At 43.0% G+C, this 516-nt stretch carries 1 protein-coding gene; it reads left to right on the forward strand.

Annotated features, from left to right (window positions below; translation table 11 throughout):
- Positions 1-516: chorismate-binding protein (locus tag HC175_RS17375; RefSeq protein WP_209310054.1), on the forward strand; the 516-nt coding region annotated here is incomplete at both ends.

The raw sequence follows: 516 nt of genomic DNA on the forward strand, positions 1-516 counted from the left end.
AGCCATTCAGGAATTTGCCCAAAAATTCAGTACCACCGGCCCGAATTTCAGCTTTATCAATGAAGGGCTCTTCGGCTACATTGCGTATGACGGGGTGCAGTATTTTGAAAACCTGAAGCTCTCAAAAAAGCAGGGGGATCTCGAAATTCCGGAGATCTATTACGCCGTCTATCAAAATATCATCGCCATCAATCATTTCAACAATGAAGCTTATATTTTTGATCACAGCTATGATTCTAATAATAATCTTGAACAGATAAATCAATTATTAAAGGTGAAAAACTTCGCCTCCTATCCTTTTTCTGCGGAAGGCGAAACGCAATCCAACGAGACCGATGAAGGTTACCGGCAAATGGTGATCAAGGCAAAGGAGCATTGTCACAGGGGAGATGTTTTTCAGTTAGTGCTTTCCCGCCGTTTCTCACAGGCCTTCAAGGGAGACGAATTTAATGTTTACCGGGCGCGGCGGAATGTGAATCCTTCCCCCTACCTCTTTTATTTTGACTACGGAAACTT

It is taken from the genome of Salinimicrobium oceani, from assembly GCF_012037645.1.